This is a genomic window from Curtobacterium sp. VKM Ac-1393, from assembly GCF_015350995.1.
GTDB lineage: Bacteria > Actinomycetota > Actinomycetes > Actinomycetales > Microbacteriaceae > Curtobacterium.
The window spans coordinates 267,778-294,127 of record NZ_JADKRW010000002.1 but is presented as its reverse complement, the minus strand read 5'-3'; the positions used below and the strand labels follow the sequence as shown (position 1 = coordinate 294,127).

23 protein-coding genes and 4 tRNA genes are annotated in these 26,350 nt (G+C 69.8%); 12 read left to right on the top strand and 15 right to left on the bottom strand.

All coding sequences use genetic code 11. From position 1 onward, the window contains the following. The first annotated feature begins 2 nt into the window (after positions 1 to 2). Positions 3 to 953, top strand: coding sequence for a GlxA family transcriptional regulator (locus ITJ59_RS05230; RefSeq protein ID WP_323749405.1), 951 nt, complete (start codon positions 3 to 5; stop codon positions 951 to 953). 345 nt (positions 954 to 1,298) lie between these two features. Here ITJ59_RS05230 and ITJ59_RS05225 read toward each other — a convergent pair whose 3' ends face one another. Beyond that, complete coding sequence (locus ITJ59_RS05225) at positions 1,299 to 1,457, bottom strand: hypothetical protein (RefSeq protein ID WP_194650067.1); 159 nt, start codon at positions 1,455 to 1,457, stop codon at positions 1,299 to 1,301. A gap of 353 nt (positions 1,458 to 1,810) precedes the next feature. Between ITJ59_RS05225 and ITJ59_RS05220 the strand changes: the two genes are divergently transcribed. The 5 genes from ITJ59_RS05220 to ITJ59_RS05200 all read left to right on the top strand — a co-directional run bounded on the left by ITJ59_RS05220 (position 1,811) and on the right by ITJ59_RS05200 (position 5,848). Continuing rightward, the gene (locus ITJ59_RS05220) at positions 1,811 to 2,935 is read left to right on the top strand and encodes a tyrosine-type recombinase/integrase (protein ID WP_194650066.1); all 1,125 of its coding nucleotides are present in this window, start codon (positions 1,811 to 1,813) and stop codon (positions 2,933 to 2,935) included. A gap of 556 nt (positions 2,936 to 3,491) precedes the next feature. Continuing rightward, positions 3,492 to 3,731 carry a helix-turn-helix domain-containing protein gene (locus ITJ59_RS19770; RefSeq protein ID WP_416354854.1) on the top strand — a complete coding sequence of 80 codons (240 nt, stop codon included), beginning with the start codon at positions 3,492 to 3,494 and terminating at the stop codon, positions 3,729 to 3,731. 190 nt (positions 3,732 to 3,921) lie between these two features. Further along, a complete protein-coding gene (locus tag ITJ59_RS05210; RefSeq protein ID WP_194650065.1) occupies positions 3,922 to 4,299 on the top strand; it encodes a hypothetical protein in 378 nt (125 codons plus the stop codon). Between the two features lie 489 nt (positions 4,300 to 4,788). After that, positions 4,789 to 5,076: a hypothetical protein gene (locus tag ITJ59_RS05205; RefSeq protein ID WP_194650064.1), complete on the top strand. Its 288-nt coding sequence runs from the start codon at positions 4,789 to 4,791 to the stop codon at positions 5,074 to 5,076. A 67-nt stretch (positions 5,077 to 5,143) separates the two neighbouring features. Next, positions 5,144 to 5,848 (top strand): hypothetical protein, encoded by a 705-nt coding sequence (locus tag ITJ59_RS05200; protein ID WP_194650063.1) that lies wholly within the window; start codon positions 5,144 to 5,146, stop codon positions 5,846 to 5,848. Positions 5,849 to 5,950: 102 nt separating this feature from the next. Here the strand turns inward: ITJ59_RS05200 and ITJ59_RS05195 are convergent, their stop codons facing one another. The 5 genes from ITJ59_RS05195 to ITJ59_RS05175 all read right to left on the bottom strand — a co-directional run bounded on the left by ITJ59_RS05195 (position 5,951) and on the right by ITJ59_RS05175 (position 8,578). Then, positions 5,951 to 7,012 carry a TIR domain-containing protein gene (locus tag ITJ59_RS05195; protein ID WP_194650062.1) on the bottom strand — a complete coding sequence of 354 codons (1,062 nt, stop codon included), beginning with the start codon at positions 7,010 to 7,012 and terminating at the stop codon, positions 5,951 to 5,953. Between the two features lie 202 nt (positions 7,013 to 7,214). Further along, entirely contained in the window at positions 7,215 to 8,027 is an 813-nt protein-coding gene (locus ITJ59_RS05190) for a TIGR02391 family protein (RefSeq protein ID WP_194650061.1), read from the bottom strand. Between the two features lie 203 nt (positions 8,028 to 8,230). Further along, positions 8,231 to 8,302, bottom strand: a tRNA-Val gene (locus tag ITJ59_RS05185). Between the two features lie 48 nt (positions 8,303 to 8,350). Next, positions 8,351 to 8,424 (bottom strand) — tRNA-Cys (locus ITJ59_RS05180). Positions 8,425 to 8,506: 82 nt separating this feature from the next. Continuing rightward, positions 8,507 to 8,578: transfer RNA gene (locus ITJ59_RS05175), tRNA-Gly, on the bottom strand. 364 nt (positions 8,579 to 8,942) lie between these two features. On the opposite strand from ITJ59_RS05175, the gene ITJ59_RS05170 reads away from it, so the two are divergent. The 5 genes from ITJ59_RS05170 to ITJ59_RS05150 all read left to right on the top strand — a co-directional run bounded on the left by ITJ59_RS05170 (position 8,943) and on the right by ITJ59_RS05150 (position 15,474). Further along, positions 8,943 to 9,015, top strand: a tRNA-Val gene (locus tag ITJ59_RS05170). A 100-nt stretch (positions 9,016 to 9,115) separates the two neighbouring features. Next, complete coding sequence (locus ITJ59_RS05165; RefSeq protein WP_194650060.1) at positions 9,116 to 10,663, top strand: DUF3375 family protein; 1,548 nt, start codon at positions 9,116 to 9,118, stop codon at positions 10,661 to 10,663. Beyond that, complete coding sequence (locus ITJ59_RS05160; RefSeq protein ID WP_194650059.1) at positions 10,660 to 11,448, top strand: DUF4194 domain-containing protein; 789 nt, start codon at positions 10,660 to 10,662, stop codon at positions 11,446 to 11,448. The genes ITJ59_RS05165 and ITJ59_RS05160 overlap by 4 nt, the downstream gene beginning before the upstream one ends. Further along, on the top strand, positions 11,445 to 14,810 hold the full coding sequence (locus tag ITJ59_RS05155; protein WP_194650058.1) for an ATP-binding protein: 3,366 nt from the start codon (positions 11,445 to 11,447) through the stop codon (positions 14,808 to 14,810). The genes ITJ59_RS05160 and ITJ59_RS05155 overlap by 4 nt, the downstream gene beginning before the upstream one ends. Positions 14,811 to 15,174: 364 nt before the next feature. Continuing rightward, positions 15,175 to 15,474 carry a hypothetical protein gene (locus tag ITJ59_RS05150; RefSeq protein WP_194650057.1) on the top strand — a complete coding sequence of 100 codons (300 nt, stop codon included), beginning with the start codon at positions 15,175 to 15,177 and terminating at the stop codon, positions 15,472 to 15,474. Positions 15,475 to 15,669: 195 nt separating this feature from the next. Here ITJ59_RS05150 and ITJ59_RS05145 read toward each other — a convergent pair whose 3' ends face one another. Next, positions 15,670 to 17,133 (bottom strand): peptide MFS transporter, encoded by a 1,464-nt coding sequence (locus tag ITJ59_RS05145; protein ID WP_194650056.1) that lies wholly within the window; start codon positions 17,131 to 17,133, stop codon positions 15,670 to 15,672. A 215-nt stretch (positions 17,134 to 17,348) separates the two neighbouring features. Between ITJ59_RS05145 and ITJ59_RS05140 the strand changes: the two genes are divergently transcribed. Continuing rightward, a complete protein-coding gene (locus ITJ59_RS05140; RefSeq protein ID WP_194650055.1) occupies positions 17,349 to 19,484 on the top strand; it encodes an acyl-CoA dehydrogenase in 2,136 nt (711 codons plus the stop codon). 3 nt (positions 19,485 to 19,487) lie between these two features. Here ITJ59_RS05140 and csrA read toward each other — a convergent pair whose 3' ends face one another. The 8 genes from csrA to ITJ59_RS05100 are packed head-to-tail and all read right to left on the bottom strand — an operon-like array spanning position 19,488 to position 26,350. Beyond that, positions 19,488 to 19,781: a carbon storage regulator CsrA gene (gene csrA, locus ITJ59_RS05135; protein WP_194650054.1), complete on the bottom strand. Its 294-nt coding sequence runs from the start codon at positions 19,779 to 19,781 to the stop codon at positions 19,488 to 19,490. A gap of 4 nt (positions 19,782 to 19,785) precedes the next feature. Next, the gene (locus ITJ59_RS05130; protein ID WP_194650053.1) at positions 19,786 to 20,739 is read right to left on the bottom strand and encodes a hypothetical protein; all 954 of its coding nucleotides are present in this window, start codon (positions 20,737 to 20,739) and stop codon (positions 19,786 to 19,788) included. Then, positions 20,714 to 22,768 carry a flagellar biosynthesis protein FlhA gene (locus tag ITJ59_RS05125; RefSeq protein WP_194650052.1) on the bottom strand — a complete coding sequence of 685 codons (2,055 nt, stop codon included), beginning with the start codon at positions 22,766 to 22,768 and terminating at the stop codon, positions 20,714 to 20,716. Before ITJ59_RS05125 ends, ITJ59_RS05130 begins: the two co-directional genes overlap by 26 nt. Next, positions 22,765 to 23,958, bottom strand: coding sequence for an EscU/YscU/HrcU family type III secretion system export apparatus switch protein (locus ITJ59_RS05120; RefSeq protein WP_194650051.1), 1,194 nt, complete (start codon positions 23,956 to 23,958; stop codon positions 22,765 to 22,767). Before ITJ59_RS05120 ends, ITJ59_RS05125 begins: the two co-directional genes overlap by 4 nt. Positions 23,959 to 23,964: 6 nt before the next feature. Continuing rightward, positions 23,965 to 24,723 carry a flagellar biosynthetic protein FliR gene (locus ITJ59_RS05115; RefSeq protein WP_194650050.1) on the bottom strand — a complete coding sequence of 253 codons (759 nt, stop codon included), beginning with the start codon at positions 24,721 to 24,723 and terminating at the stop codon, positions 23,965 to 23,967. Next, positions 24,723 to 24,998, bottom strand: coding sequence for a flagellar biosynthesis protein FliQ (gene fliQ / locus ITJ59_RS05110; RefSeq protein ID WP_111084131.1), 276 nt, complete (start codon positions 24,996 to 24,998; stop codon positions 24,723 to 24,725). Before fliQ ends, ITJ59_RS05115 begins: the two co-directional genes overlap by 1 nt. 9 nt (positions 24,999 to 25,007) lie before the next feature. Continuing rightward, the gene (gene fliP, locus ITJ59_RS05105; RefSeq protein WP_194650049.1) at positions 25,008 to 25,826 is read right to left on the bottom strand and encodes a flagellar type III secretion system pore protein FliP; all 819 of its coding nucleotides are present in this window, start codon (positions 25,824 to 25,826) and stop codon (positions 25,008 to 25,010) included. Continuing rightward, positions 25,823 to 26,350, bottom strand: a complete 528-nt coding sequence (locus ITJ59_RS05100) for a FliO/MopB family protein (protein ID WP_194650048.1) — start codon at positions 26,348 to 26,350, stop codon at positions 25,823 to 25,825. Before ITJ59_RS05100 ends, fliP begins: the two co-directional genes overlap by 4 nt.

Here is a 26,350-nt window from a genome sequence, read left to right as displayed (position 1 = left end):
CCGTGACCACTGACAGCGACCACCGGGTAGCGGTGCTCGTCCTCGACGGGGCGAAAGCACTCGACGTCGGGATCGCAGCTCACGTCTTCGCCAAACGCCCGAGCATGCCCTACGAGGTCCGCGTCTGCGCCGAGCACGCGGGGACCGTCGACGGGTGGAACGGACTCGCCTACGCCGTCGGCAATAACCTCGAAACCCTCGCGTGGGCCGACACCATCCTCGTCCCCGGCTACCGGAACCCCTCCGACGTCACCACAGCGGCAGCGGTGATCGCAGCGCTCCAAGCCGCCCACGAGCGCGGTGTCCGGATCGCCGCCATCTCCACCGGCGCGTTCACCCTCGCCGCCGCCGGCCTCCTCAACGGACGACGCGCCACGACGCACTGGCACTACACACACGTCCTCCGCGAGCAGTACCCAGCGGTGGACGTCGACGAGCACGTGTTGTTCGTCGACGCCGGTGACGTACTCACCAGCGCCGGCGCCGCCAGCGGCATCGACCTCTGCCTCCACCTCATCCGCCGCGACCACGGCGTCGCACTCGCGAACCACGTCGCACGACGCCTCGTCAGCGCCCCATACCGCAGCGGCGGCCAAGCCCAGTACGTGCCCCGCAGCATCCCGGAACCCCTGGGCGACGTCTTCGCAGCCACCCGAGCCTGGGCACTCGACCACCTCCAGGACGATCTCTCCCTCGCCGCCCTTGCACGCCAAGCGAACGTGTCGGCGCGGACGTTCTCACGCCGGTTCACGGCCGACACCGGCATCACCCCGATGCAGTGGGTCCTCCGCGCCAGGATCGACCGTGCCAGAGAACTCCTCGAACGCACCGACTTCACCATGACCCAGATCGCCGAAGCGACCGGGCTGCGATCCGACGCAAACCTCCGCCGCCACTTCGGCAGCATCATCGGCACCTCCCCGACTGCGTACCGAACCACGTTCCAGGAATGAATCTCTGTCGCAGAAGCGGATCGGTCACCGGGACATGCATGCTGCAGATCCTGCGACGAGTACAGCGACGTCAGGCCCGGGTCACTTCTTGCGACCGTTGTGGTGTTCGCGCCGACGGCGCATGCTGGCCAGGCGATACCGCGGCCCTTCGGGAGGCCGTCCGCTGGCTCACCAGGTCCTTGAGCGCGCGTCCCCTGATCTCTTTTACGCCTCGTTGCACGACGGAAGCCCATGAGCACGGCGCCGCACACAACCGTCGCCACGATGCCAATGGCCGTGTCGCCGGCCAACTCGCTTCCGGAGTTTGACCAGGGCAGTCCGAGAACCCATTGCAGTGCTGGCCCGCTACGAGTAGCGCTCCGGCCGGCACGACGACGATGAGCAAGGCGCGGCGGCCGCGGCGACGACCGCGAGAACTCCGGCGATTGCGCTCGCGATTCCGAGCACGACCACCCCAGAGCGCGACCCGGTTCTGGCTTCGACGTCGAAGTCGGAGATGGTCACGCGGAGGAGGCCATCGGGCGAGAGCGACGCGCGGAGGGACAGCGCGGTTCCGATGCGGCGGGACAGCAGAACGTGCCAGATCCGTGCCGAGTGTCCTGCGTGAACGAGAGGGCGTGGTCCCGGGCAGACGAAAGCCCCCGGCCGGACCTGATGGTCCTGCCGGGGGCTCCTCGGTGGTGGGCGATACTGGGATCGAACCAGTCTTGCTGGGCGCCGTCGCTCCCCCGCCGTTACGCCGATCTGCCCTGCCAGCACTGGGATCGGAGCGCATGACCACCTACCCGCTGTTACCCTCTAGAGGACACCGTGGGACAGGAGATATCCCACGTTGTCCCACGACGAGGACGGGGACCATGGCGCGACCAAAGGCACGCAAGACGCGAGAGTCGTGGGGGCAGCTCGACCGGCTGCCCAGTGGTCGAATCCGAGCGCGGTACGTCGGACCGGACGGCGAGCGGCACGCGGCACCCACCACGTTCGACAACATGACGGACGCCCGAGGCTGGCTCGCCCAGCAGCGCTCCCGTGTGGTGACGGGCGATTGGCGCCCACCGCGTGCGGCCCTGCAAGCCCACGAGTCACTGGAGGCGTACGCGAGGTCGTGGATCTCGACCAGGACCGGACGAGACGGGGCGCCGCTCCGTGAGCGCACCAGGGTCGAGTACGAGCGGCTGCTGGCTGGGCCTCTGCAGCCGCTACTGACTGCGCCCGTCGCACAGATCACCCCGGTCATGGTGCGCACCTGGTACGCGGGGCTCACGGCCTCGGGCAAGTTGACCCAGGCCGCCCGTGCCTACGGACTACTGCGGGCCATCCTGCAGACCGCGACCGGCGACGGCATCCTGACCGCCAATCCAGCACAGGTCCGCGGCGCTCAGAACGCGACGACGGGTCGCAAGGTCGAGCCACCCACGCTGGAGGAACTTCGCACGATCGTGAAGCACATGCCCGATCACCTGCGGCTCGCCGTGCTCATCGCTGCGTGGGGCGGTCTGCGCTACGGCGAACTGACCGAACTGCGTCGATCGGACGTCACGCTGACCGACTCGACCGTGCTCGTGAGCGTGTCCCGGGCCGTCGTGCACACAGCCGGTGGTTTCAGGGTGGGTCTGCCCAAGTCGGCGGCTGGCGTCCGCGTCGTCGCACTGCCGCCCACCGCCCGCTCAGCCGTGATCGGTCACCTCAACGACCGTGTGGGGCCTGACGCGGGCGCGCTGCTGTTCCCGTCCCGCAGCGGCATGCACCTCGCGCAGTCCACGTTCGCTCGGTCCTGGTATCCGGCACGAGAGGCGGCGGGCCGTACGGACATGCCCTGGCACGCACTGCGCCACTTCGCTGGTACCCGCTACGCCCAGACCGGCGCCACGCTGCGGGAGATCCAGGCGCGGCTCGGTCACTCGACGGTGGCGGCTGCAATGCGGTACCAGGCCGTGACCGGCCGCGACGCCGAACTGGCGGCTCGGATGGCCGATGAGTGAGGACGCAGCAGTGCCGGTAGTGGAGACAACTGGAGTGTCGGTGGCAAGGGCTGCGGTGCAGTCGTGATGCTCACTGCTGCTCAGGCTCGCACGGCCGCCAAGCGCATCGTGGCGCTGCGGAGAGAACTGGCTACAGTCGCGGTCGCTCGTGCCGCTGGGGATGAGGCACAGGCGGACCTTGCGCTCGCCCGAATGGACCACCTCGTGGGCCGCAATGGCTCGCGATCAAAGGGCATGGATACGCCGTAGACCCGTTCCGGTCGTGCGCCCCGTCCTGCGACCGTATAGCCACCCAGCGACGTTCCGAAGGCGCCGCCTCAGTAGTGCACCGAACTGCACAAAGGGGCCTGTCGGAATGCGACAACAGGGGTTCAGTAATGCTCAATGGGAATGTGTAGAGCCACACTCAACAACGTACGAACAACGTGGCGCACTATCGCCGTCGATGCCCGTCTGTGGTATTGTTCTCAGCAGTTGGGAATCGGCCGGGAGCCCCCAACTAGACCGAAATCGCTGACGGCGGGTTCCTCGGACGTAGGTCGTTCATCATCGAGCAGTGCCAAGTCACGGCGCTGCTCTCCGAGCGACTTCACCGGAGGATTCCGTGAGCACACGGACGACCCCAGATCTGTCCATCGCCGACGCAGCGGCGCAGATGGGCGTGGACTACAAGACGATTCGGCGCTGGGTATCGAGTGGCCGCCTGGCCGCCTACCGGTATGGACCGCGACTGGTCCGAATCCGCCAAGCGGACCTCGACGCGCTTGGTAAGCCCCTCGGGCCGGGTGGTCGCTGATGGGGGCGCTGCTCGCGTGGGGCGCCATCCCATGGCTGTTGCTCTTGCTCTACTGGGGAGTCGGCGCCTGGCTCGCCCCACGGGGAATAGAGCGAACCAGGCCAGTCGCCGAGATCCGAAGCCGTCACCAGGGCATTCATCCGCAGCAGTTTCAGTATAGCGACCTACTGCCGGAATCGACCAGTTCGGAATGCGCACCGTGGGCGCGCGGCTAGTGGGCGAAGCGATTGTGTTCGCACAACGTGTGCCGCTCGCTCCGAACGAGTTTCGCTTGCTTGTCTACATGGCACTGACCGCGCTCGACGCCGACGCGAAGCCGCGCTACTTCGCATCGCGGGAATCGTCCGCGTTCGCTCTCGGATTCGCGATTCCCGACGAGCCAGCACCGGGTGATCCGGATGCCGTGAAGATCGAGCGGCAGCGCACCAACGCATTCCAGCGCGTCAAGGTCGCGACGACTGGGCTAGTTCGCCGAGGCGCCATTGCATCGGAACGCAGGGGCCGCGAGGGCCAGCGCGCCGAGTACTCCCTGAGGCTGCGACCTGTGGAGAACGACGATGATCGGTGAGGTGAGGGGTACGTCCGACGTACCCCTGGCAGGTAGGTCCGACGTACCCCTGACAGGTACGTCCAACGTACCGAGAGGGGTACGTACGACGTACCCCCAAGGAGCCACCGAGGAACCACTAGAGGAAAGACACCTAGGAGAAACCTCGCCCAACAGCACCACCTCACGTGGCGCTGTGGACAGATTCGCGAGGTGGAGCACCGAGATCTCCTACGCCACAGCACACGTCCGGGTGCGGGAGGCACGGGGCCGGGCATGCGACCACGAGTGCATCGACTGCGGTCGCCAGGCTGAGCAGTGGTCCTACCGCGGTGACTCGGCCCACGAACTCCAGGGGTGGAACCAGCCCAAGGCTCCGCACTCGTGGATGACCTACGGCCCACATCCAGAGGACTACGACCCTCGGTGCCGCCTGTGCCACGGAGCGTTCGACAGTGCGCGTCGGTGGGAGGCGCGAGCCGCCGCTAGTGACCGATCGGAAGTGTTCGCATGACGCGACAGGGATCACCCTGCCCAGCCGACAGCCGCGCAACATCGTCGGAGCGGCGCCCTGCGCCCGTCTCAGCGGCTTGCGTCGCCGACCTGGCTGCGGAGCACCAGGACGCGATCCTGGCCGCTCAGGCGGCCCAGGAGGCTCAGCAGCGCAAACGGTCCAGGGCACTGGCGCGCTACGAGCGGACGCTGGCCAAGGCGACGACCCGCCCGCAGATGCAGCGAGCGCTCGACCGACTGCTGGCCGATCTCGAACGCGCCGGTGGCAACCGTCCCATCGGCTGACCGCATGACTCACCAGGCCAGCACCACCAACTCACCAACGGGCATCAGCCCAGACAGGAGCACCACCATGACCGAGAACGCTGCACACACGCCCGACACCACCCCGTACGCCGACGCTCAGGTGGCACGAGACGCCGCCGCCCAGGCCGCCGTCAACATGCGCAACGACGACCTGGTGCCCGACGCACTCGACCGAGCGCGAGCCACCGCTATCCGCACGGCCGACGCCGCGCACGCCGAGGTCGCTGCTGCCGCACGCGCAGCCCGCGATGCCCTGACCGGCCCGAGCCGCGCTGACGTGCTCACCGGCCGCGCTCCGGCGACCGCCGACCAGGTGGCGGTGGCCACCATCCAGCGAGCCCAGGTGCAGACGCTGCTCGACCACGGCCGGACCATCCTCGACGTCATCGACGCGGCCGACGAGAACCGGGTGGCTGCCCTGCTGTCGATGGTCGAGACCCTGCCCGACGTCCTGAACGCCACCGAGCCCGACGCCCTGGCCGTCGAACTCCAGGACCGGCTGTTCGATCGGCTCGTGGCTCTCGGCGAAGCGGACGCCGTGGCGGCGAAGCAGCGCGAGGCCACTCTGGCGCCGCTCGCCGCCTGGGCTGCTGTGCTCACCGAAAGCGAGAACGGCGGCGAGGTGACGTCGGGGGCACGCTCGGCGCTGTTCCGCGCGGATGAGGTCGGCTACCAGCGGGTGTTCGCATCGGGCGCGGCGTATGCACTCGACTCGCGGGCAATCGCCCGCCTACGCTCCAGCCAGCTGTAGCAGACCACCGACCGTCGCGAACCGCCGTCGGAGCACGTCCGGGGGCGGTGCGACAGGTCAAGTGGCTTCGCAACAGCCTGATCCGTCGAAACACTCGATCGCCTAGTTCTGCGCTTTGCCGTAGCTGTCAAGGGCGGCGTGATACCGCGACGAAACCTCATCCGAGATGTCGAACGCTATCGTCAGCTGCAATGCGACGGTCTCGCCGCGCTCCAACGTCTCGGTCAGTACATCCATGCGCTTTTGAAGATCGATGATGAAATCCCGGACCGCCTCGACGGGCTGCGCCGCGTAGTCAGCGAGCGCGCGCAATACGGCCCGGCCCTCGCCCGTCGAGGTCGACGCGGAGCGGAGCCGGTACGCCCACGCCAGCAACTCGTCATAGATGAGCAACAGCCGTCCAGCCAGATGCTCGATGAGGTCGGCATCGCCGGGTTCGCCCCGCGCGCCCATCGCCGCGTCCTGGGCTGGACCAAGCAAGAGACTTTCGAAGGTCTCGGTGACGCCCATGATTCGGGCCATTTCCGATTGGAGGTAGTCCATCAGGGCGTCCCCGGGGATGAACTCGCCCCCCAACGCGAAGCCCATGATGTGGTCGTTGTACGCCGACCGACGCTGTTCCAGACCGGCGCTGAGCCAATAGCTGAAAGCGATGTACTCCCAACCCGGCGGACGCTCACCCAAGAGCGTCGCCGCTTCGGCTGGCGACCGTGGGACTCGACCGTTGAAGCGAAGCTCACCATCGGCGCGCGACGCCCCGACCTTCGCCTTGACGGCTTCAGCGACCCCTGCTGGTCCTTCGGCCAGGCCATCAAGGTAAGCCACGGTGCTCCGCACTCCGGGCAGTTTCGTGGAATCGAGGCGGACCGGCAGCAGGTAGGGCGTCGGACTCTCGATGGCCCTCACCAGAACGCTCCGCCGCTCGTGGCGAGTCCATGCCTTCGCCGCGTACTGGGCAGAGACGAACATGACTGCGTAGCGCGCACGTCGCTCGTACACGTCAGCGAAGAACTCCGTGAGATCTTCGCCCCACATCTCGACCTTGGCGTCCTCGTCGTAGAACACCGTCATCCCGCTCGCCTTGACCAGCTTTACGACCTCATCGACGAACTCCCGATCCTCCCCTGCGAACGTCACAGCGATGTCAAAATCATGGTCGGTCATGGTGCCCCTCGGGTCGTCGTGTTCTCAGAGTAGAGGGTCACTCAACGGCGCGGCTACGCCCATGTCTTCGCATCCAACGCGCTGTACTTCCGGGACTTGCGGGCCATCGTTTGCCTGCGCTTCGTGGCGATCCGACCGCCTAGTCTGAGACCCGAACGGCCCACAGTGATCTCACCGCTGCGGGCCGTTCGGCATGCTGGCGCTAGACCTCTTCGATCACGCAGGTCTCCAGCCACCTGGCGATGAGGCTCAGGACAGCCAGCCGTTCCGACGCCTCCACCAGCGTCCACTGCTCGGTCTCATGCGCGGCGGCATTGCGGATGGTCATCTGCACGCCAGCCGTGATGCTCCGCAGGCCCTCGTTCATGGAGCGCACGGTGCGGTCGGTTGGGTCGCCCGGCCATCGCATCCGCGGCTTGCCGATCTCGGGCGGTCGCTCGGAGAACGTCTCCTGCCACAGCGCGGTCTCCGCGATGCCGTTGCGTCCGGTGCGAGCCTTCAACTGCCCCACCAGAGCTTCGGCGGCCCCTGCCACCGCCTGCCGGTAGTGACCGTCGCGCCACATGGCCCGGGCGGCGCCCCACACCAACGGGTGCATCGCCTCGGCGCTCACCGTCGGCACCGCGTTCGCCTCTGCCTCCGCGATGTGCACTTCGAGCCGGCCAAGCATCTGTCCGCACGCCGACAGGATGTTCTCGGGCTCCAGGACGGGCTTCGGGCCGAGGATGGTTGACCATGCCGCGACTGGATCGACCACGCCCATGCCCTGCACCTCGTAGCGCGTTCCTGTGATGGCGACCGCAGCGCCAGCACGGCCAGATGCGATCTCCACGCGACGCTGCGAGGTGGCGTACTCAGCGTCGGCTACGCCTTCGCGCCTGTAGACGGCAGGCAAGATCCCGCGGGCCAGGGTGTTCGGCTCGTGCATCGTCAGGAACTCCCGCAGGGCCGCCTCGAACTCGGCAACCGCATCGACCAGGCCGCGAAGGTACGCGGGAGAGTGCTTCTTGCTCATGCCGTCAGAGTGGCACAGAGCTCCGACACCGAATCACCCGGTCGATTGCGAAAAATGCGCGTGCGCCCGTACGCGTACGCGAGGTCGCTCACTGTGGTGGGAGACCGACGCCCACACGTGCCATTCGCTGGCCGTATTCCCACATATGTCCCACGGCCGCCGTAGCCAACAAAAAAACCCCCGGTGAGACCGGGGGTTTTGTGTGGGCGATACTGGGATCGAACCAGTGACCTCTTCCGTGTCAGGGAAGCGCGCTACCGCTGCGCCAATCGCCCAGATTCCCTGTCTGAACCGGAGTTCGCACAGGATCTGGAGGGTGTTGCTGGAGGTGGGGACGGGATTCGAACCCGCGTGGACGGCTTTGCAGGCCGCTGCCTAGCCTCTCGGCCACCCCACCATCGAGGTTCACGTCTCCGTGAGTACCCGAACGGTGGGATACCCTCTGGTGAGTCGCGAGGCTTCGAGAAGCCCCACACTCGAGCGGATGACGAGATTCGAACTCGCGACCCTCACCTTGGCAAGGTGATGCGCTACCACTGCGCCACATCCGCACTTGTCTTTCCGCTGTCGCGGCGACGACGTAAACTCTATACGAACCCGGGGGCTTCCGCCAAAATCCTTCCCGTTCACCGGGCGTGTCCCCCGAGTTCATGCGGATCCGGCCGGTACGGCACCCTTCGCACGGTGCGCCTTTCGCCGGCTGGTGCGCGGTTGCGTGCTTCGTGGCCGCTTACGGCGCCGCACCGTGCGATCAAGCTCGCACCGGGGCGCCGACACGGCACTGTGCGACCACGTACGGACACGGCACCGTGCGACCGCCGCACACGCGCGACCCACGCGCCACACCCGGGCAGCGCGTCGTGTTCGATGCACCGCCGGACTTCCGCTAGTATCGATCCGCACGAACAGTGCAGGGGGCGATTGGCGCAGTTGGTAGCGCGCTTCGTTCACACCGAAGAGGTCATCAGTTCGAGTCTGGTATCGCCCACCCTTGAGACAGAGCCCGACGCAGCAGCGTCGGGCTCTTGTCATCTCACCAGGCCGCAGCACGCGGGCCACACCATCAGCACGATCGGACGAAGGGGCGCATGACCGACGTCGACCTCGAGTTCGCCCGGGTCCGAGCGGTCCTCGACCGTCCGACCCTGCGCCTCATGTCCCGCCCGACGAGCGCGACGGTCCTTGCCGTGTTCCGCACGGTGTTCGACCGCGACGTCCAGTACGTCCCCGCCGACCGCATGCACCTGCAGGTCGAGGAACACGTCGCCCGCCTGCAGGCGTCGGGCGCGCGCGTCCCCGCGAGCGAACAGCATGAACACCACGAACACCACGAACAAAGCGAGCCGGACCCCCGACCGAACGGCCGCGCCCTCTGCCGCGAGTGGGTGGCGGCCCAGTGGCTCGTCCGCTCCAACTCCCCCGACGGCGACGAGCAGTACTCCCTGACGAGCCACGCGCTCGAGGCTCTGAGCCTCGTCGACGCCCTGTCCGCCGACCGTGCCCTGATCAGCGAGAGCCGCCTGGCGATGATCGTCGACGCCGTGCACCGCTGGGCCGCCCGCGCCGAGCCGGACCCCGACGTGCAGATCCGCCGCATCGACGCCCAGATCGCCGAACTGCAGGCGGAGCGTGAACGTCTCGAGCACGGTGACGACGTCGTCACCGTCGAGGACGACCGGATGCGCGACGGGTACACGAACATCTCCGACCTGATCCGGCAGCTCCCGAGCGACTTCAAGCGCGTGGAAGAGGCCGTGGCGACGATGCACCGCTCGATCGTCGAGGACTTCCGGCAAGAGGTGCGCCCGATCGGCGAGATCCTCGACGACTACCTGGCCCGCACCGACAACCTCATGCAGGCCACGCCCGAGGGCCGTGCGTTCGAGGGCGCCTTCGAGCTCCTGCGCGACGACGCCCTGCTGCTCCGCCTGCGCGACGACATCGCGACGATCCTGTCCCACTCGTTCGCCGACGGGCTCGGAGCCGGCGAGCGGCGGGCGTTCCGGAACACGGTGACGATCCTCCGTCAGGGCATCGAGGACGTCCTCGCCCAGCGGCGTCAGCTCACCGCGACGCTGCGCGACCAGATCGTCGCCCACGACGTGGTCCGCGACCGCGAGCTCGACGCCGTGATCCGGTCGATCAACCGCGGGCTCGCCACCCTGATGGACCAGGGTGGCGCGCGCGACCGCATCCCGCTCCCGCTGCTGCCGGCATCGGCCGAGGTCGGCACCCTGCGCGAGCGCTTCTACGACCCGGACGCTGAGTCGGTGCCCCCGCCCATCGAGGAGCCCGACGACGACGTCTTCGAGGACCTCGACGTCGAGATGCTCCGGCGCCACGGCGGTCCGCTCCTGACCGAGCTGCGTGCCGCGCTCCGGTTCGCGGAGGCCGACTCGAGCGTCGACGCCTTCCACGGGTTGCCGCCCGAGCAGCGCCGCCCCGTCGAGCTCTTCGGCCTCGCCCACCTGCTCACCGGCCGCGACGACTTCGAGTCCGCCGCGCACATCGCCGAGCACCGGACGGTTCGTCCGGACGGCAGCCCGGTCACCTTCCACATGCCCACCGCTGCGCTCGCTGCCGAGCACGCGCCGGTCGGCGATCCCCACGACGACAACGCACAGGAGGCACGGTGAGCGACACGACACCGGCACCGGTCGACGAGACGTTCCCCTACGACGACCCCGCATCGGTGATGCAGGACGACGAGCGCGACGAGTCCAGCTTCGCCCTCTTCGAGGGCGACGAGGGCCGGCTCGACGAACACCAGCGACGCGCCCTGGTCGCGCTGCTCCGGCACTCGTACGTCAGCTCCCGCACGCACCCCGACGAGTGGCGTGCCGTCCTCGACGCCGAGTACCAGCTGCGGTCGCGCCTGAACGACCTGTTCCTCGAACTGCACGTCGACCGTGACCGCGAGGTCGCCTGGAAGCGCCAAGCGCGCTCGGAGAGCCAGCGCCGCACGTTCCCGACGCTGCTGCGTGACCTGCCGTACACCCGCGAGGAGACGATCGTCCTCGTCTACCTGCGGATGCGCCTGCGCGCCGACGCTCGACCGGGTCCGGACCAGGTCGTCGTCGACCGCTCCGAGATCCTCGGGCACGTCGCCGGGTTCCGGCCGGCGACCGCGACCGACCGCACGCGCGACGAGGGTCGGGTGACCAAGGCGATCGAGCGCCTGGTGACGGCTCGCATCCTCATCCGCACCTCGGACCCGGACCGCTTCCGGGTGGCGAGCGTCGTCGAGGTGTTACTCCCGCTCGAGCGCCTGCTGGAACTGGACACGTGGCTGCGGACCACCACCGCGCAGGAGGACCCGGCCACGCCGGGTGGCGAGCCGACCGACGGAGCCGACACGGGCCTCCCGGCTGACGGCGAAGCCGAGACCGACACCGACGACGACGGCGAGACGGAAGCATGACCGACACCTTCGCGATCCCCGCCCTGTTCGACACGGTCGCGCAGTGGCGCGCCGAGTCGATGCAGGTCGTGAACTGGGGCGGCTTCCACGGCCACCGCCAGGTGGAATTGTCCGGCACCGCGACCCTCATCTCCGGCGCGTCCGGAACCGGCAAGTCGACGCTGATGGACGCGTACCTGGCCGTGATGATGCCGTCCGACGTGCCGTTCAACGGTGCCTCGAACGACGCGACGACCGGGCGCGCTCGCAGCGCCGACCAGCGCAACCTGCTCACGTACCTGCGCGGCAAGGTCGACACCCGCCGCGACCCCGAGTCCGGTGCGCTGCGCGACGTGAACCTGCGCGGCGACGACCAGACCACCTGGGGCGCGGCCGCCGTGACGTTCCGGAACGACGACGAGCGGCGCTTCACGGTGCTGCGGGCGTACATCGTGCCGAAGCGCGCACGGGGCGTCGGCGACATCCAGATGACCATGGCGACGGTCGACGACACCTTCGACCTGCGCCGGCTCGAGGAGTTCGTGCCGACGCGGTTCCACCACCTCGAGCTGACCGGACGCGTGCCCGGGCTCGTGATCCGCGACACCTACCAGGAGCTCGCGTACACACTGCAGACCCGGCTCGGCATCGGCGACTCCGGTGGTGGCAACCGGGCCATGCGCCTGCTCGCCCGCATCCAGGCCGGGCAGCACCTGCCGACGGTCGACGCGCTGTACAAGTCGCTCGTGCTCGAGACCCCGGGGACCTACGAGGCCGCAGACCGTGCCCTCGCGCACTTCTCCGCGCTCGACGAGGCGTACGAGGCGATGGACACCGAGGAGCGCAAGGTCCGCATCCTCTCCCCCATCACCGAGCTGCACACCGAGATCGAGCGGTCCCGCGCCGCGGCCGAGGCCCTGGACGGCATCGCCACCGGCGCCGAGGTCTCCCCGTTCGCGCACTGGACCGCGTCGCGCAAGCGCGACCTGCTCGACGCCGAGGTCGACCGGAACGGCCGCGAACGCACGGCATCGCGTGCCGAGGTCGCCGCTGCCGAGGCACGGCACGCCGCGGTCGAGATCGAACTGCGCGACGCCGAGGCCCGGCTGCGCGACCAGGGCGGCAACGCGCTCGCCCAGCTCGAGGACCGCATCGACCGCCGGACCCGGGAGCGCGACGCCGTCGTGCGCACCCGGACGACCTTCGACGAGCGGACCGCCGTGCTGGGTGTGTCGGTGTCGACCGAGCAGGACTTCACCGTGGTCCAGCGCGCCGCGCACGAGTTCCTCGGTGCGTACACCGCTTCGCGTTCGTCGTTGGACGACCGCCGCGACGCCCTGACGCGCGAGGAGTACCCGCTGCTCGACCGGGAGCGCTCGCTGCGCCAGGAGCGACAGTCGCTCGAGCACCGCCAGGGTGCGATGCCGCTGCCGATGCACGAGGCCCGACTCGCGATGGCCCGCGCCGCCGACATCGACCCCGCCGACCTGCCGTTCGTCGCCGAGCTGCTCGACGTCCAGCCCGGCGAGGAGCGCTGGCGCACGGCGATCGAGTCCGTCCTGGCCCCGGTCGCCCGGACGCTGCTGGTCGACCAGGACCGCCTCGGTGCGTTCAGCGAGGCGATCGACGCGCTCCGACTGCCGGTCCGAGTGCAGTTCGAGGGCGTGCCGACCGGACCGCACCTGGACCTCGACGGCGACCCCGCGATGGTGTCCGGCAAGCTCGCCATCAAGCAGTCGCCCTTCAGCACCTGGGTGCGCGAGCGGATCGAGTCCGACCGCACCGACGCGCGCTGCGTGACCGACGCCTCGGAGCTCGGCGGCGGTGGGCGACGCGTCACCGAGTCCGGGCAGCTCCGCGACGGCCGTCGAGGTGCGCACGGCGACCGCCGTCAGGCCAACGTCATCGGCTTCACGAACGAGGCACGTGTCGCCGCTGTCGAGCAGGAACTCGCGTCCATCGCGCAGGACCTCGCCACGCTCGAGGCACGGCGCACCGACGTCGCGCAGGACCTCACCGCGCTCGACGTGCTCCGCGCCGCGCACCAGCACGTGGTCGACGTGACCTGGGACGCCATCGACGTCCATGGTGTCGAGACCGCACTGGCTCGTCTCGACGAGGAACGGCAGGCGCTGCTCGCCGCCGACGACGGCCTGCGGACCCTGCGCGCCTCGGTGGCCCGACTGCGGAAGTCGCTCGACGAGACCGCCGACCGTCGCTCCGCCGCCCGGCTCTCCGTGCAGCGGCTCGAGGAGCGGCACGCCGTGCTCGTCGACGGGCAGGACGCCGCCGCCGAGATCCTGTCGCGTTTCGACGACAGCCCGGAGTCGTTGCCCGACGACGAGCAGTCGCGACTGCTCGCCGAGGCGTTCGCCGAGGTCGGTGCACCGGACGGTGTGGACGGTTTCGACGATGCCACCCGACGGCTCCGACGCCGGCTGGAGGAACGGCTGTCGCAGGCGCTCGACGGCGCCGCAGCGGCCTCGGCGTCGCTGACACTCACGTTCCAGCGCTACCAGGACGCCTGGCCGGACCCGAACCTCGGCACCGGGGTCGCGTCGTACCCGGACTACCACGCCATCCTCGACCAGATCGTGGCGACCGGCCTGCACGCCCGCCGCACCGAGTGGCGTCGACGGCTGTCGCAGTGGAGCGGTGAGGACTTGGTGCCGCTCGCCGGTGCGTTCGACCGCGCCGTCGTGGAGATCGAGGAGCGCCTCGAACCGGTCAACGAGATCCTGCGGGACCTGCCGTTCGGCGCCAACCGCGACCGTCTGAAGATCCAGATCCGCCGGGTCACGCGCGAGGACGTCACCGCGTTCCGCCGCGAGCTCCGAGCCCTGTCGGCCTCGGTCGACTCCGAGCTGACCGACGACGTGCTCGAGACCCGGTTCCGCCGACTCCGACGCTTCATGGCCGTCATCCGCCCCGACCCCGACGCGGCCCGTGGCCGCACCACCCAGCGCGACGCGGTGCTCGACGTCCGGCGGCACATGGAGATCACCGCGGTCCGCTACGACACGGCCGGCAAGGACCTCGGCGTGTACTCGTCGCTCGGCGACAAGTCCGGTGGCGAGACGCAGGAACTCGTGGCGTTCATCGTCGGTGCGGCCCTGCGGTACCAGCTCGGCGACGAGACGCGTCCTCGGCCCCGGTTCGCCCCGGTGTTCCTCGACGAGGCGTTCATCAAGGCGGATTCGGAGTTCGCCGGCCGTGCGGTCACCGCGTGGCTGCGGCTCGGGTTCCAGCTCGTGGTGAGCGCGCCGCTCGACAAGGTCACGGCGCTCGAGCCCTCGATGGAGCGGCTCCTGTCGATGCGGAAGCACCCCGACACCGGTCACTCGTCCATCACCGAGATCGCCCGGGTCCCCGCTGACGCCTGACCGCGGGGCGTGGCGCCCTGCGCGCTGCGCGCCGTCCCCGAGGTTCCGAAACCTTGGCATCTCGGGCGCCCCAACGGGCATCCGTGGAACCCGGACGGCACACAGGCGGCATGTCATGGAACCTCGGCGTCGCCCGGGCCGTGCGAGCCCGGCCCCGCCGTCCGCGCCACGTCCGACGCCCGAGGTTCCAAGATCTCGGAACCTCGGGCGCCCCTGCGGGCATCCGTGGAACCCGGGCAGCACGCACGCGGCATGTCATGGAACCTCGACGGCACGCACGCGGCATGTCGTGGAACCTCGGAACCTCGGAACCTGGGAGCGGAGGACGGAGCGGGCTGATCGGCGAGCACGCTACGGTGATGGCGTGTTCGGACGCCGCTCCCCCAAGCCCCGCCCCGACGACGCCCCAGGCCTCGGCATCGGTGCGCTCGTGCAGGTCATCGACTCCGCGCAGGGCGGTGAGCAGTGGGCGGACGAGCCGATCGGGGTGATCGTGGCTCCCGGTGGCAACCAGATCGTCGGGTACCCCGGCGTCGGCGAGCCCCTGTCGTGGACCGTGGCGTTCGAGGAGCCCGTGTACACGAAGGACGGCCGCGGCCCCTTCGAGCGCGCGACCGTCCTGAGTCGTCAGTTGGTGCCGATCACGACCGGCAGCGGCGAGTAGTCAGCCGGCCAGCCGGTGAGCGGCTCAGTACTCTTCGGAGCCGCTCTTCATCATGGCGGCCACTGCCATGCAGCAGCCCACACCACCGAGGACGCCGATGCCGATGATGATGCCGGCGATGAGTTCGAGCATGGGGTGACTCCTTGGTTGCTTCGGCCGTGTGGCTTCCCCCAGGCTAGCGGATGACGCGACGGATCAGCGGATACCGCGCATGAGCCGCAAGACCGGCTTGGCCAGGACGAGCAGCGCGACGCCGACCGCCACGGCGACGAGCCCGAGGATCGTGAAGTACGGCGCCTCGTGCGCGGGGTCGTAGTACTGCGACAGCACCCCGGTGACGGCGGTTCCGAGCGACACCGACAGGAAGAACAGCGCGACCATCTGCGTCTGGAACTTCGGTGGGGCGAGCTTCGTCGCGACGGACTGCCCGACGGGCGACAGCAGGAGTTCGGCGAGCGTGAAGACGAGCAGGATGCCGACCAGGGCGAGCAGCGGCGTGCCGTTCTGCCCGGAGCCGACGAAGGGCAGGAAGAGCAGGAAGGCGACGCCCATGATGCCCGTGCCGAGCGCGAACTTCGTCGGGGTGGACGGCTGGCGGTCGCCGAGCTTGGTCCAGAGCGCCGCGAAGACCCCGGACAGCACGATGATGAAGACCGGGTTGATGGACTGCACCCACGACACCGGCATCTCCCATCCGAACAGCGACCTGTTCAGGCGCTCGTCCGAGTAGACCGTGACCACCGTGAACTGCTGCTGGTAGAGCGACCAGAACACCGCGCTGCCGATGAACAGCGGGATGAACGCGAGGACGCGCGAGCGTTCCTGGGCGGTGATGCCGCTGGTCAGGATGACGACGAAGTAGCCGATGGTGGCGACGATGACGATCGCGACGACGACGGTCGGCAGGTTGCCGACGTTCAGCAGGCCTGTCAGGACGGCGACCGCGATCACGACCAGGGCGACGACGACCGCGACCCCGATCAGCGGCAGGCGTCGGCGGTCCACCGGGTTCGTGACGTGGCGGACCGTGTCTGGGAGGTTCTTCCGACGGATGGCGTACTGCACCAGGCCGGCTGCCATGCCGACGGCGGCGAGCCCGAAGCCGAAGTGGAAGCCGAGGGAGCTCTGCAGCAGGCCGGTCAGGAGCGGCCCGAAGAACGCGCCGAGGTTCACGCCGAGGTAGTACAGCGAGAACCCGGCGTCACGGCGGGGGTCGTCGCGGGCGTAGAGTCCGCCGACGATGGTGGTGGCGGTCGCCTTGAGCCCGCCGGACCCGAGCGCGATCAGCACCAGGCCGACACCGACGCCGCCCACCCCGGGGATGAGCGCCAGGGCGATGTGGCCGAGCATGACGACGATCGCGCTGCCGAACAGCGTGCGGTCGGCGCCGAGCAGTCGGTCGGCGATCCACGCGCCGATGATCGTGAACAGGTACACGGCGCCGCCGTAGGCCCCCATGATCCCGGCGGCGACGCCCTTGTCGATCCCCAGTCCGCCCTGCGAGACCGTGTAGTACATGTAGATGAGGACGATGCCCTGCATCCCGTAGAACGAGAACCGCTCCCAGAGCTCCACCGCGAACGGTGTCGACAGTTCGAACGGCTGTCCGAAGAAGGTGCGTTGGGGCTTGGGATCGTGTCCCGTGGTGGAGCCTGACATGTCGGCCAGTCTGCCCCGCGGGCCGGTGGCGCGCCCAATCGTCGATGGGTGCTCAACAAATCCGACGGTCGCGCCACTTGGAGGGTTCCCACGGCCAGACCCCCACGGACGGACCGCCGGTTGTCCGAGCCACACCGCGTTCGTCTGGCTGTCGGCGGCGGTGTCTAGCGTGGGGAAGGCAACACCGGACACCGCAGTTCAGGAGGACTCCGACCATGGTCGACACCGCATCCGCGCAGCACACCGGCATGCCCACGGCGAAGCACGACGCCGGCGAGAAGGCGAGCAAGAACGCCAGCGAGAACCCGAGCAAGAATGCCAGCGGGAACCCGGGCAAGAACGCGAGCAAGCACACCGACCTCCGCATCGACGTGGACCTGGTCGAGACGATGCTGCTCGGCCGCTGGGCCGAGGACCGACGGATCTCCCGCCGACTCGTGCTCGACCCCGCGCTGCACAAGACCGAGGGGCTCGGCACCATCGAGCACCGCGCCCGCGCGTTCGAGCAGCTGCAGATCCTCGTCGACGCCGGAGCGATCCAGCGCCCGTACCCGCCCGAGCTCGGCGGCCAGGACAACCACGGCGGCAACCTGGCGGCGTTCGAGGAGATCACCACCGCCGACCCCTCACTGCAGATCAAGGCGGGCGTGCAGTGGGGCCTGTTCGGCTCCGCAGTGCACCACCTCGGCACCGCGCGGAACCACGAGGAGTTCCTGCCGGGCATCATCGGGTTCGACGTACCGGGGTGCTTCGCGATGACCGAGACCGGCCACGGGTCGGACGTGCAGAACATCGCGACGTCGGCGACCTACGACCAGGCGACGCAGGAGTTCGTCGTGCACACGCCGTTCCGCGGGGCGTGGAAGGACTACATCGGCAACGCTGCCCTGCACGGCAAGGCCGCCGTCGTGTTCGCGAAGCTCGTGACCCAGGGCGTCGACCACGGGGTGCACGCGTTCTACGTGCCGCTCCGCGACGACGACGGTGCGTTCCTGCCCGGTGTCGGCGGCGAGGACGACGGCGTCAAGGGCGGCCTGAACGGCATCGACAACGGCCGGCTGCACTTCGACCACGTACGGGTCCCCCGCACGAACCTGCTGAACCGGTACGGCGACGTCGCCGAGGACGGCACCTACAGCTCACCGATCGACTCCCCCGGACGCCGGTTCTTCACGATGCTCGGCACCCTGGTGCAGGGCCGCGTCTCGCTTGACGGCGCCGCGGTCGTCGCGCAGAAGATCGGGCTGCAGATCGCCCTGACCTACGCCATGCAGCGTCGGCAGTTCCCGACGTCCGGCGGGGTCGAGGGCGTCCTGCTCGACTACGGCCGGCACCAGCGCCGACTCATCCCGCGGCTGGCGACGGTGTTCGCGCAGTCGTTCGCCCATGAGCAGCTGCTCCGCACGTTCGACGACGTCTTCAGCGGGCGCGCCGACACCCCGGAGCGCCGCGAGGACCTGGAGACCCAGGCCGCCGCGTTCAAGTCACTGTCGACGTGGTCCGCGCTCGACACCCTGCAGGAGTGCCGCGAGGCCTGCGGCGGCGCGGGCTTCCTCGCCGAGAACCGTCTGACGAGCCTGCGCGCCGACCTCGACGTCTACGTGACGTTCGAGGGCGACAACACCGTCCTGCTGCAGCTCGTCGGCAAGCGGCTGCTCACCGACTTCCGGAAGCAGGCGCCGCGCGACCCGGCGTCCACCGCGAAGTTCGTCGCCGCCCAGGTGGGCGCGAAGCTGGCTGATGCCTCGGGCATCCGTCGTCTCGGGCAGACCGTCGCGGACCGGGGCTCGCTCGCCGCGAGCGTCACCGACCTGCAGGACCCCGCGACGCAGCGCGCACTGCTCGCGGGTCGGGTGGACAGCATGGTCACCGAGATCGGGCTCCGGCTGAACACCGCTGGCAAGGACCGCGCCCGCCAGGCCGTCCTGCTGAACCGGTCCCAGCACGAGCTCATCGAGGCTGCACGGGCACACGCCGAGCTCATGCAGTGGGACGCGTTCACCGAGGCGCTCGAGGCCGTTCCGGAGGGCGACACGCGTCGGGTGCTCGTCTGGCTCCGCGACCTGTTCGCGCTGGGACTGCTCGAGCAGCACCTCGACTGGCACCTGCTGCACGGGCGACTCACGGCGCAGCGTGGCCGCGCGGTGTCGGCCTACATCGACCGCCTGGTCGCCCGGCTCCGTCCGGTCGTCCCGCAGCTCATCGAGACGTTCGGTTACGAGCCCGGCCACGTCCGTGCGCCGATCGCTCTCGGTGAGGAGCAGGCCCGCCAGGACGAGGCGCGTGCGTGGTTCGCCGCCGAAGCGGCAGCCGGCCGACTGCCCGAGCAGGAGAAGAAGCCCCGCCGGTAGCGACTACTCGGTCGGGTCCGTCCGCTGGGCGGACCCACCGAGCGCCGCGGACCCACCGAGCGCCGCACGCAACCGCGCCTCGGCGTCGTCTCCGGAAGCACCGGAGGCGCCGGCGGCAGCAGCGGCCTCGGCGTTCGCCTCGGCGACCGCGCGCACGACCTCTTCGCGCTGGATCTTCACACCGCGCGGTGCGTCGATGCCGATCCGGACCCCGTCGCCCCGGGCGTCGAGGACCGTGATGACGATGTCGTCACCGACGAGGATCCGCTCGCCGACCTTCCGCGTGAGTACCAGCACCCGCTCAGCCTAGCGACACGACAGGGAGCCCCAGCAGGTCGACGGACTCCGGCGTGGCGGTCTCGCCCGCACCGATCGCGACGACGCCGGCCACCGGCAGCCGTCCGGCCACCGCGGCCACCATGGCCGCGGAGTCCTCGGGCTTCCGTCCCACGTCCACGACGACCCACACCTGGTCGGCCTCGACGCCGTCGCCGGTCGCCCGGTCGTCCCACGCGGCCACGGCGAGCACGGCGTGCCCGTCGCGGACGCCGTCGGCACGCGCGAGGATCGCGGACCGTCGGTCGGCCGCGTCCGTCGGCCGCAGCGCGTACCGCACCGCGAACAGCCCGGCAGCCGCGTCGACGTCGTTCGGCCGGCCCACCAGCAGGACCAGGTCGCCGTCGGCGGACCGCACGGACGGACGCGCAGCGCGCACCGCGGCAGGGGCGGACCGCAGCGCCGGTGCCGTGGAGCGGGCCACGCGCCGACCGGACACGGTGTCGGGAGCGGTGGCCGGGCCTCCTGGCAGGGTCTCGGTGACGGCCTGGAGGCGCGGGTCGACGTCCGCAGACGCGTCCGACTCCGGCAGCGCGCGCGTCGGGCGCGGGGCGCTCCCCGTGATCCCGTCCGCCACGAAGCCGTCGAGCACCGACGCGAACGCGTCGGCACGGGTGGCCTGGGTGCGGTCGCTGCCGGCGATGCGGGCCTCGGCCTCCTCGGCGTCGGCGAGCAGCGCCGCGATCCCGATCCGCTGGACGGGCGAGTCCGCGATCACGACGCGCGCGGTCGGGGTCTCCCCCGGTTCCGGCACCTCGACGGTGGCCTCGACGTGCGCCTTGCGGAACAGGCCGCCGATGCCGGGCGTGGTGACCCGCTCGGCGGCGACGATGCGGGCGCCCGCGCCGAACTCGGTCCGGACGGCGTCGCGGACCTCGTCGAGCGTGGCGCCGTTACGCTGCAATCGGGTCGGCGGCACGGACCACTCCCACGGTCTCGATGGTGGATCCAGCGGCGGTGGCCTCCTGGTATGACAGCACCGGGAGTCCGTTCGACTGGGCTGCGACCATGCGGTGCACGGCCGGGCGGAGCTGCGGGGCGCAGACGAGCACGGCGGACAGGCCCTGGTCCTCCACGGAGCGCACGGCGTCGCGGACGGAGCCCAGCACCTGCTCGATGCGGTGTGCGTCGAGCATGATCTGGCTGCCCTGCTCGGACGGTCGAAGGCCCTCGAGCATCGACTGCTCGAGCAGCGGGTCGATCATGATGACGCGCAGGGTGCCCTGGTCGGTGTACCGGGCTGCGAGGGCGGGACCGAGGGCGGCGCGAGCGGCCTCGACCAGGCCCTCGGGGTCGGTGGACGCCTTGGCGCGGAGGGTGAGTGCCTCGCAGATCCGGCCGAGGTCGTTGATCGGCACGCGCTCGGCGAGCAGCCCCTGCAGCACGCGCTGGAGCTCGGCCATCGACAGCATGCTGGGGACGAGTTCCTCGACGGCGGCCGGGTTGACCTGCTTGACGCCCTCGGTCAGGACCTTGACGTCCTCGCGGGTGAGCAGGCGCGCGGCGTTGTCGCCGATGACCGCCTGCAGGTGCGTGACGAGCACCGAGACCCGGTCGATCACGGTCGCGCCGGTCATCTCGGCGGCGTGCCGGAGCTCGGCGGGCACCCACTTGCCGGTCAGGCCGAACACCGGCTCGATGGTCGAGGTGCCGGGCAGGCCGTCCAGGTGGTCGCCGAGGGCCAGGACGCTGCGTGCCGGGGCGGTGCCGCGGCCGGCCTCGACGCCGGCGATCCGGATGGCGTAGGTCGACGGCGGCAGGTCGATGCTGTCGCGGGTCCGCACCGGCGGCACGACGATGCCCATGTCGACGGCGATCTTCCGGCGAAGGGCACGGACGCGGCCGAGCAGGTCGTCGGAGGCACCGGACACCATGTCGACCAGGTCGGGGGCGAGCAGGATCTCGAGGGCGTGGACGCGCATCTGCTCGATGAGGTCCTCAGGGGTGTCGCCGGACGGGGCGGCGGCTTCGAGGGCCTGCTGCTCGGCGGCGGCCGACTCGGCGTTCGCGGCGTTCCGGCCGATGCGCCACGCGGTGAACAGCAGCGTCGCACCGACGAGCAGGAAGGGCAGGATCGGCATGCCGGGGATGAACCCCATCGCGACGGCGGCGACGCCGGCGATCATCAGGGCGTTGCGCGACTGCGACAGCTGGGTGGCGGCGGACGCACCCATCTCGGACTCCGCGCCGGAGCGGGTCACGATCATGCCGGTGGAAACCGCCATCAGCAGGGCCGGGATCTGCGTGACGAGACCGTCGCCGATGGTCAGGATGCCGTACTTCGACAGGGCGTCGGTGGCGGAGAGCCCGTTCTGCAGCATGCCGATCGCGATGCCGCCGACCAGGTTGATGATGATGATCAGGATGCCGGCGATCGCGTCGCCCTTGACGAACTTCGAGGCACCGTCCATCGCGCCGTAGAAGTCGGCCTCGGCCGACACCGCGGCACGGCGGTCCTTCGCCTGCTGGTCGGTGATGAGTCCGGCGTTCAGGTCGGCGTCGATCGCCATCTGCTTGCCGGGCATGGCGTCGAGGGTGAAGCGGGCACCGACCTCGGCCACGCGCTCGGCGCCCTTCGTCACGACGACGAACTGGATCACGATGAGGATCAGGAAGATCACCGCGCCGATGATGATCGACCCGGACACGGCGACGTGGCCGAACGCCTGGATGACGTCGCCGGCGAAGCCCTCGCCGAGCACGAGCCGCGTCGACGCGACGTTCAGGCCGAGGCGGAACAGCGTCGCGACGAGCAGCAGCGACGGGAACACCGAGAAGTCGAGCGGCTTCTTCACGAACAGCGTCGTGAGCAGGATCACCAGCGCCAGCAGGATGTTGATGATGATCAGGAAGTCGAGCAGGAACGACGGCACCGGCAGGATCAGCAGCAGGATGATGCCGACGATGAACACCGGGACGACGAGCTTCGGCAGGTCCTTGCGGTTCATGCGGGGAGTCCTTCGGTCGGGGTCTCGGCGAGGCGCGGTGCGCGGAGCTTGCGGGGGCGGAGGTCACCGGTCAACGTGGCCGGGTCGATGACGCTCGCGACCTCGTCGGGCGTGGTTGGTCTCGGCGGTGCGTGGGTGCCGGCCGCTGCGCCGCGGGCCTTCAGTGCCATCACGAACGACAGCACCCGGGCCACCGGCGTGTACAGGTCGACGGGGATCTCGTGGCCGAGCTCGCACGCGGCGTGCAGCGCTCGGGTGAGCGGGACGTCGCGGACGATCGGCACGCGGCCCTCTTCCGCTCGGGCACGGATGACATCGGCGACCGGTCCGGCGCCCTTCGCGACCACCCGGGGCGCGGCCTTGCCCGGCTCGTACTTGAGCGCGACGGCGTAGTGGGTCGGGTTCGTCATGACGACGTCCGCCGTGCCCACGGACGCGATCATCCGGTTGCGGCTCATCGCGAGCTGGCGGGACCGGCGCTGCCCCTTGACGAGCGGGTCGCCGTCGCTCTTCTTGTGCTCGTCCTTGACCTCGCGCTTGGTCATCATCGTGCGCTTGCGGTTCCGGCGGATGACCACGAGCACGTCGATCGCGGCGAGCACGAGTCCTGCGACGATGGCGGCGCGGAGCAGGGTGCCCGCGCCGTCCGCGGCCGCCTCGAGCACGGCCGACAGCGGCAGCGAACCGCTCGTCATGAGCACGGGCATCAGACCCTGCACCGCGAACCAGAGCACGAGCCCGACGACCGCGGTCTTCAGCAGGGCCTTCGCGCCGTTCCAGAGCGCCTGCACACCGAACACGCGCTTCAGGCCCGCGATCGGGTCGAAGTGCGACGCCTCGGGCGCGAGCTTCCGGAGGTGCACCCCGCCCTGGGCGACGGCGGCGGCGGTGACCGCGACGAGCACCACCGCGAGCATCGGGCCGAGGGTCGCGCCGACGCTGGCCATCGCCTCGCCGAACACGTGGTTCATCGTGCCGATGGTCGGGTTCGTGATGACGGACTGCACGGCGACGAGCTGCGCGGTGCCGGCGGCTGCCGCGTTGCCGATCATCGACGGCACCATGAGCGCGACGACCGCGATGCCGATCCACGCGCCGAGGTCCTGGGACCGGCCGAGCTGGCCCTTCCGGTGGACCTCTTCCATGCGCTTCTGGGTGGCCTTCTCGGACTTCTCACCACTGTCGGACACGGGGCATCACCCCCGTCCCGTGATCGCCTGGACGGCGTCGCCGGTCAACGACGACACCACCGAGGGCAGGGCCATGAAGAGCGCCCCGGCGAACAGGACGGTGAGCCCGATCTTGATCGGGAAGCCCATCTGGAACGCGTTGAGCGCCGGGGCGACACGGGTGAGCAGGCCGAGGCCGACGTCCGCCAGGAACAGCACGACCACCAGGGGTCCGGCGATCTGCAGCGTCGCGAGGAACATCTGCGACATCGCCGCCACGAGCAGGTGCGCCAGACCGTCGACCTCGAACGTGCCGGTGAGCGGCACGGCGTCGAAGGACCGAACGAGTCCGCCGACGATGAGCTGGTACCCGCCGGAGGTGAACAGGAGCGCGAGCGCCGCCATCTGGAACAGCCGGGTGAACTGGGCCCCGTTGACCTGCGACTGCGGGTCGAACGCCTGCGCCAGGGTGAACCCGCCGAACAGGTCGATGAGCGCACCGGCGGACTGCACCGCGGCGAACACCAGGAACACCAGGAACCCGAGCGACAGCCCGACGACGAGCTGGGTGAGCAGCGCGAGCAGGAACGGCCCGGTGTCGAGCGACTCGTACCCGACGGCGACGCGCGGCGCGACGCCGATCGCCAGGCCGAGCCCGAGGATCACCTTCACCGTGCCGGGGAACGCCCGGTACGAGAACGGCGGCGCGATGACGAAGAACGCCACGAGCCGGACGCCCGCGAGCATGGTCGCCTCCAGACGGTCGGCGTCGACGCTGAGTTCCATCAGCCGCTGCCGAGGAGCTTCGGGATCATGTCGAAGGCGACGTGCGTGAACGCCACCATCTCGGAGATCATCCAGTTGCCGCAGACGACCAGGGCGATCGCGACCGCAACGGCCTTGGGCACGAACGAGAGCGTGACCTCTTGGATCTGGGTCACGGACTGGAACAGCGAGATCGCGAACCCGACGACGAGCGACGTGACGAGCACCGGAGCGGCGAGCTTGCCCGCCACCAGGAGCGCCTGGAGGACCAGGTCGATGACGGCCTGCTGGTTCATGCGTGCCCCCTAGACAACGTGGTAGCTCTCGATGAGCGACGTGATGATGAGGCCCCAGCCGTCGACCAGCACGAAGAGCAGGATCTTGAACGGCAGCGAGATCATGACCGGCGGGAGCATCATCATGCCCATCGACATGAGCGCCGCGGAGACGACGAGGTCGATCACCAGGAACGGGATGAAGATGACGAACCCGATGATGAAGGCGCTGCGGAGCTCCGAGATGATGAACGCCGGGATCACGGTCGTCATCGGCACGTCGGCCATCGACTTCGGGTTGTCGAGCCCGGCGGCGCGGGTGATCAGGGCGACGTCCTCGTCGCGGGTCTGGTGGAGCATGAAGGTCCGCAATGGCTTCGTGCCGATCTCGACGGCCTGGTTGAAGTCCAGGTGCCCGGCCAGGTAGGGCTGCAGGGCGTCGTCGTTGATGTGGCCGAGCACCGGCGCCATCACGAACAGCGACAGGAACAGCGCCAGGCCCGCGATCACCTGGTTCGGCGGGATCGACTGCAGGCCTAGGGCGTTCCGGGTCATCGCGAGGACGACGAAGATCTTCGTGAACGACGTCATCATGAGCATGAGCGCCGGGGCGACGCTGAGCAGCGTGATGCCGATGAGCGTCACGACGGCCGACGACGGGGTGCCGTCCGGACCGTTCACGCTGACGCTGAAGTCACCGGTCGCGGGAGCGGTCGGCGTCGTGGGAGCCGTCGGTTCGACGACACCGGCGGCGTGCGCGCCGGTCGCGGTGAGCATCAGGAAGCCGGCGACGACCGCCAGCCCGAGCAGGACGAGGGCCAGGACACGTGCCGAGCGGACCGCGGTCACCCGGCGCGCCGGTTCCGCAGTGCCGCGGCGGCCTGCCGCCAGGTGTCGACCGACAGGATCGAGCCCTGCAGCTGCTGCGTGGTGGGCAGCGCGGTGCGCTGCGGACGACGGTTGCGCGGGCGCATCGGCAGCGGCGTCGCCGCATCGGCCGGGAGGCTCTCGGTTGCCTCCGTCTGCAGCGCCAGTTCCTGACCGAACGCGTCGGCCGACGGGGCGGGACGCACGGGCAGCTGCACGGGTCCGGTCACGATGGTGAGCTCAGGAGCGGGCGCCTGCCCGCTCGTGAGCAGGCTGACGCCCTGCTCCGAGACCCCGAGCACCAGGCGCTCCCCCTCGACGTCGACCACGACGACGCTCGCCTTGCCGCCGAGGTTCTGGCGGCCGACGACCTCGACGGTCGCCGCGCGGCGACCGGAGGTCTTGCCCACGAAGCGCTTCCGGCTCGCGCGGTGCAGCACCCACATGAGGGCGAGCACGACGCCGAGCGACAGCGCGACGCGGAGGGTGATCAGGACGGTGTCCAC